Below are 6,288 nucleotides of genomic sequence, written 5' to 3'. Positions count from 1 at the left end.
AAATTTATAATATAATCTATTTGTTTTATTCTGTAGGCTTCTCTTTTTAATTCTAAATATGATAAGTAAATATATTTTATTATTCTTTTATCTATATTTTCTATTTCTATATCATCTATAAATTTTACTTTTTTATCATCTTTTTTATTATAGTTTTTATCTATATAATCATAAACTTCTTCTATATTATTAAAACTTTCAATATAATTTGGTATTAATTCTTTTAATTCATTATAAAAATTATTTATTAAATATCTTTTAAGAAAATTAACTTTCTTGTTTTTATGATTTTCTATAATTTCATATATCTTTTTTACATTGTTTTTTATAAAATCATTCAAATTATTTTTTTCTTCTTTATCCAAAGTAAATGCATATAAATAAATTTTGAATTTAAATGTTAATTCTAATTTAGAATCTTTATTAAAATTACTCATATCCGAAAGATTATCAATATTCCAATCATCTAAATTCTGATTGAATGCTGATGTATTTGAGAACATGCTTCCTGCATCTTTTAATTTTTTTGTATTCCAATTATTAATAGGCTTATTAAAATCTCTTGCAAACATAAACATGCATCTCATATTAGTAACATTGCTTACATTCCAATTATTAAGAGACTGATTAAATGCATAGGCTAATGAAAACATGCCAGACATATCTTTTACTTTAGAAGTATCCCATTTAAATAAAGGCTGATTGAATTTATGAGCAGATGAAAACATATGATTCATATTTTCTACATTACTTACATTCCAGTCATTTATATTTTGATTAAAACTTTCAGCACAATGAAACATATCTCTCATACTTTGAACTTTACCTACATTCCAATTATTAAGAGGCTGATTGAAACTTTTAGCATTCATAAACATGCTATTCATATTTATAACATTACTAACGTCCCAATCATTCAAAGGCTGATTAAATTGTTCAGTCAAGAAAAACATATAAGCTGTATTTTTCACTTTAGATACATTCCATTTACTAATATCTTTATTAAAATTCCTATTAGCAGAAAACATACCAGCCATATCTTCTACATTAGAAGTATCCCAATTTTCTATACCGTCATAATTATCTCTATTAAAAAAATCAAACAAGTTTGACATATCAGTTATTAAGCTGGTATCTATATCTCCCAAATAAATACTTTCATCTGTTACTAAATCTTTTAATTCTTTCCTGCTTGTAGGTTTATATTTCATATTTATTCCTATTTTTTTATAAGTATAATAATTTTATATTATGTATTTATTATTACAATACTTTGTTTATATAGCTAAACAACTATATTTTTTCAATTTTTATATTTTTTAAATGTAAATTGTAATTTTTTTATAAAATAAAATATTATCTAATATTTATTACTTGTAAGATAAATTATTAATTTTTGTACAATAATAGGTAATCAACCGCATGTATAGTTGGCATTTGATAAGATAAAACAATTCCGTGCGTGAAGGTACGCAGATCGCGGTTAACAAACTTAAAAATTTTCAATATATATTAATATTTTATTTTTTCATCACAATATTAGAGTATTTTTATAAAATAATCATTCTGTAAGTAATATATCAGCACTTCTATTTTTATATAATGCAAAAGACACTATTAAAGTAGCTATCTCGCTTATAGGCAAAACCAAAACCAAACCTATAAATCCAAAAATATTTGGTAGAGTTAATACCAATACAACAGGAAGAATCATACTTCTTAAAGCAGCAACAATTGCAGAAGCCCCAGCCTTTTGAACTGAAGTATAGTATGCACTCATTATGATATTTATTCCAACACCTATGAATGTGGGTATAGAGGTTCTTACAAAAAATAAAGCATCATCAAAAGTTTGATTATCAACATCTTTTAAAAGCGTATTAACAAGAAGACTAGGATCAATTAAAAGTATAATAGAACTTAATACCGATATAAAAGTAATTAAAAATACTGATATCTTTAAAAAATCTTTCATTCTGTTTTTATTTCTAGCACCATAAGAAACACTTACCAAAGGTTCTAATGCCTCACCTATTGAATATGCCAGCATTATAAAAAACATTATTGCATAATTAGCAACAGAATATACTAGTATGCCTCTATTTCCTGAAATATTATATGCCGTTATATTAAAAAGCCAAGGAATTAGTCCCGATGAAAAATTACTTAAAAACTCTGAAAATCCATTAAATGCAGCTTTTAATATATATATCCAGCCTCCATAAATTTTTATTATCTTTAATCTGCAATTAGGTTTGAAGAAATATAATAATCCCATCAAAAAAGCTATTATCTGTGATATAGCAGTAGCCCAAGCAGCTCCGGCAATTCCAAAATGAAAAACTATAATAAAAAGAGGATCCAATACCATATTAGCCAAAGATGATATTATAAACATAGAAGAAGCAAATCTAGGAGAACCATTGAGTCTTACAAACTGACTTAAAACATAAGCCATTCCCCAAAAAAATGTTGCAAATAGTACACCCTCTACATAATCCAATGATAATTCATAAACTTCTCCATGTGCTCCAAAAAAAGGAAGCAGACTCTCTCTAAATATATATGCTATAATCAAAGGAAAACTAGCTATAGTAAGAACTACAATCAAAGTTTGAGTAAATATTAAATTTGCACGTCTTATATTATTCTCACCTATACATTTTCCAGCAAGAGCAACAGAACCTATAGTGAGCATTACATAAATACCAAAAGATAAAGCAGTTATAGGCCATACTATATTTATTGCAGTAAAAGCCTCTGCAGATATAAAATGTGCTACAAAAAAACCGTCTACAAATACAGCAGCACTACCCATTATCATACCTAATATGCTAGGTATTGCAAATTTTGAAAATAAATTGATGCTGCTGTTTTCTATTAAAGTTCTATTATTAAGTTCCATTAATTATTCCTTTAAAATAAAAAGAAAAATATTATAAGAATTATAAAAACATATACTAAAGAAAATGATCAAGATATAAAAAATAAATATTAATAGTATGTTTTTTGACTAAATATATTATAGTCATATTATTATTTTATGTCAAGATGATAAAATCTTATTGCGTAATAATATTTTAATTAATATAATGATTAAATACTATTAAAAGGAATAAAAAATGCATATAATAAAATACGATATAAAATATATTAAAGAAGTTTTAAAAATATGGAATGAGACTATAGAAGAAGGTATATATTTTCCTCAAATAGAAACATTATCCAATGAAGAAAAAGCCCATAAATATTTCAGCTCTCAAGACTATACTGGTATTGCAATAGATAATGATAAAGTTTTTGGTGTATATATACTTCATCCAAATAATATAGGAAGATGCGGACACATATCAAATGCTTCTTATGCAGTAAATAAAGAATCAAGAGGAAAAGGAATAGGAGAAGCCTTAGTAAGAGATTCTATGAAACAAAGTAAAAAATTAGGATATAAAATACTTCAATTTAATGCCGTTGTAATATCAAATACTAATGCCCATAAACTATATAAAAAAATTGGTTTTAATAAAATAGGTATAGTTAAAAAAGGATATATAAATAAAAATAATGAGTATGAAGATATTGTACTTTATTATATAGATTTATAAATATAACTTTAATTAAATACATCTATTTTTTTATAAAAATATAAATTATATTTTTCATATTCTGTTTTAATATTTGTATAGTTTTCAGAAACATAATTATTAAAAAATAAAATACTATTATTATCATTTGAATTATAATAATATGACATATTTTCTAACGTTCCAAGAGATAAAAAAACATCAGGATTTTTATCTAAGAATAAATTTACAGCTTTAGTATATCCAAATTCAGGATTCCACCAATCACTTTCATTAGGCAATATCAAAGAATTGGTCCAACCTAAATTAGCATATCCATATACAAATGGTCCTCCAAATGATATTATACCATCATATCCATATTTATTCATATATTCTGTTGTTATTTCTGATACTCCATTTTTTTCATAATTTTTTTCAGTTAAATAAGATAAAAATTTACTAGTATTATTTGAATAAAAGTTTGTAAAATTTACTATAGAAAGATATCCGCAAAAAAATAACATTATTATAAATGTATATAATATTATATTTTTGATATAATAAAATTTTTTATTCATAATAGAATTATTATAAATAAAATTATCTAATTTATATAAAATAAAAGGTACAATAATCACTAACATTGGTAAAATAATAGCATTATGACTAAAATTATATCTATTAATAGTATATGAATTTAATCCTAGAGCTAAAATACAAATACATATAATTATAGGATAATAATATTTTATTTCATTAAATATCTTATTATTAAAAATAAACATTTTAGAAAGATAAAAAATAAATGGTATAATAAAAATTAATATAATAAAAATAGAAAATGTATCCATATTATAAACAATGATACTTGATACTTGACCAGAAAATAATGGAAATAATAATGATTTTATATTATGTAAATCCCCACCTAAAATACAAACATTATATAAATTAAATATTATTAATGATATTATCAATGAAAATAAAGACATCATAATCATTAATAAACTATTAATATATAATTTTTTATCTCTAAAATTATATTCATAACAATATATATAAATGTTAGTTAGAGTTAAAGAAAAAAGACATACCAATCCTGATTCAGAATTCCATAAAATAGCTAAACTAGTTATCAAGTATCCTATAAATAGTATCAATATATTTTTCTTTATATTACAAATAGAAATATATAGTATAATTATCGAAGGAAAAAAGATTCTAAAAACAGTAAAACGAGGTCTCTCATTATTTAATGTGAAATAAAAAAATATTATTAAAAATAATGCTATATTTCTATAAAATGGATTCTTTATTAGTATAAAAATACTAATAATAATAGAAATCAAAGATATAGCAAAAATTATAGTAAGTAAGATAGAATAAGTTTTGACATTCAATCCAAAAATTTTAAAAAATGGTTCCATTAATATTGCATAGTGACCTAATATACTATACATATTTTCTTTATATGGTATACCGTTATGAACAAAAAAAGATGATGTAAAGTGAGAAGTATGATGATAAACATCATTTATAGCTATAGAATATTTTTTATAAACACATAAGACAATAGATAATGATGTAATAAAAAATACAAATATTTTATTATCAGAAATTTTATTAAGAATTATTAAGAAAACAAATATAAATATTATTTCTAAAAAAAACGTGAAAATATTTATATCTTTTAAATTAATATATCTCATCATAATAAACACTATTTTAAGAAAAGCAAGTATAGATATCAATAATAAAATATATGTTATATCTTTTGCATTTCTTTTTCTAAAAACAATATCAAATAAGTTATCCAAAAATTTTATTTTAACTAGATTAAATATAAAAAAAGATATTGTAAAAATCAGAAGAAAAATTGAATATATTTTTAGTAAATTAAATTTCAGAATAAATAATATAATAGATAATATAGATGATACTATTATTGATTTTAAAAAATTAATAAAAAAATTATCTAATAAATTATAATCAGAATAATCATCAATAGTTGTTTTTTTAGAAGATAAAAAATTATTATATATTTTTAACAATAATTTATTGAAATCTATATAATAATATAATATTATAAGAAGCAATATAATTATAGGATAAAAGGAATAAAATTTAAGTTTTAAAGTATAGTTAATATCTATTTTTTTATCTGTAATATTTGAAGAAGTAATTAATTTTCCAAAAGGTGTACCTGTATTATCAATTATCACTGATTTAATGAAACTATTTTCTGAAATAATTTCATTAGTATCTATATAAACTCCATAAATATCACTATTTTTAAAAAATTTATTATAATAATTTATTTTAAAAAAATAAAATAAATTATTATTAATATTATTTGTTAATAAATAATTTTTAATACCTTCTGTATCAAGAATACCGTTAATAAAAAAATCTCTTTTGATAACTTCCAAATTATTTAATTTTAGTGTATTATCTATATCAAGAGATAAATCTGATAAATATCCGACTCTTTTCTTACTACCTAATATTGATAAAATTATTAATACAATAGAAAAAACTATTAAAAACAAAACACATATTTTTATAAATAAATGCTTATTTTTCATACATGTACCCCCATGTATGAATTTTTTTTTATATTATAATATGTGTTGTGTTGTGTTGTGTTGTTCATATACTGAATTATATCATATAAAAAAAATTAAAATATATAAATTAAAAAATAGGGACAATAATAATTATT

At 21.2% G+C, this 6,288-nt stretch carries 4 protein-coding genes; 1 reads left to right on the top strand and 3 read right to left on the bottom strand.

Going from position 1 to position 6,288, the window contains the following annotated elements:
• Both Q0K19_RS05870 and Q0K19_RS05865 read right to left on the bottom strand, forming a co-directional pair.
• On the bottom strand, positions 1–1,211 hold a 1,211-nt coding region (locus Q0K19_RS05870; RefSeq protein WP_297246260.1), incomplete at its 3' end, for a BspA family leucine-rich repeat surface protein.
• 350 nt (positions 1,212–1,561) lie between these two features.
• Entirely contained in the window at positions 1,562–2,905 is a 1,344-nt protein-coding gene (locus tag Q0K19_RS05865; RefSeq protein WP_297246258.1) for an MATE family efflux transporter, read from the bottom strand.
• Between the two features lie 217 nt (positions 2,906–3,122).
• On the opposite strand from Q0K19_RS05865, the gene Q0K19_RS05860 reads away from it, so the two are divergent.
• Positions 3,123–3,605 (top strand): GNAT family N-acetyltransferase, encoded by a 483-nt coding sequence (locus Q0K19_RS05860; protein ID WP_297246255.1) that lies wholly within the window; start codon positions 3,123–3,125, stop codon positions 3,603–3,605.
• A gap of 8 nt (positions 3,606–3,613) precedes the next feature.
• On the opposite strand, the gene Q0K19_RS05855 is transcribed toward Q0K19_RS05860, so the two are convergent.
• Entirely contained in the window at positions 3,614–6,151 is a 2,538-nt protein-coding gene (locus Q0K19_RS05855) for a hypothetical protein (RefSeq protein ID WP_297246253.1), read from the bottom strand.
• Between the last annotated feature and the right edge of the window lie 137 nt (positions 6,152–6,288).

The sequence above is a fragment of the uncultured Brachyspira sp. genome, assembly GCF_944393015.1.
Classification (GTDB): domain Bacteria; phylum Spirochaetota; class Brachyspiria; order Brachyspirales; family Brachyspiraceae; genus Brachyspira.
This window is presented reverse-complemented; position numbering and strand designations above follow the sequence as displayed.

Excerpts from the sequence above, each read along its gene's own strand:
- Q0K19_RS05860 (WP_297246255.1), top strand. The coding sequence starts at position 3,123 with ATGCATATAATAAAATACGATATAAAATATATTAAAGAAGTTTTAAAA.
- Q0K19_RS05865 (WP_297246258.1), bottom strand. The coding sequence starts at position 2,905 with ATGGAACTTAATAATAGAACTTTAATAGAAAACAGCAGCATCAATTTA.
- Q0K19_RS05855 (WP_297246253.1), bottom strand. The coding sequence starts at position 6,151 with ATGAAAAATAAGCATTTATTTATAAAAATATGTGTTTTGTTTTTAATA.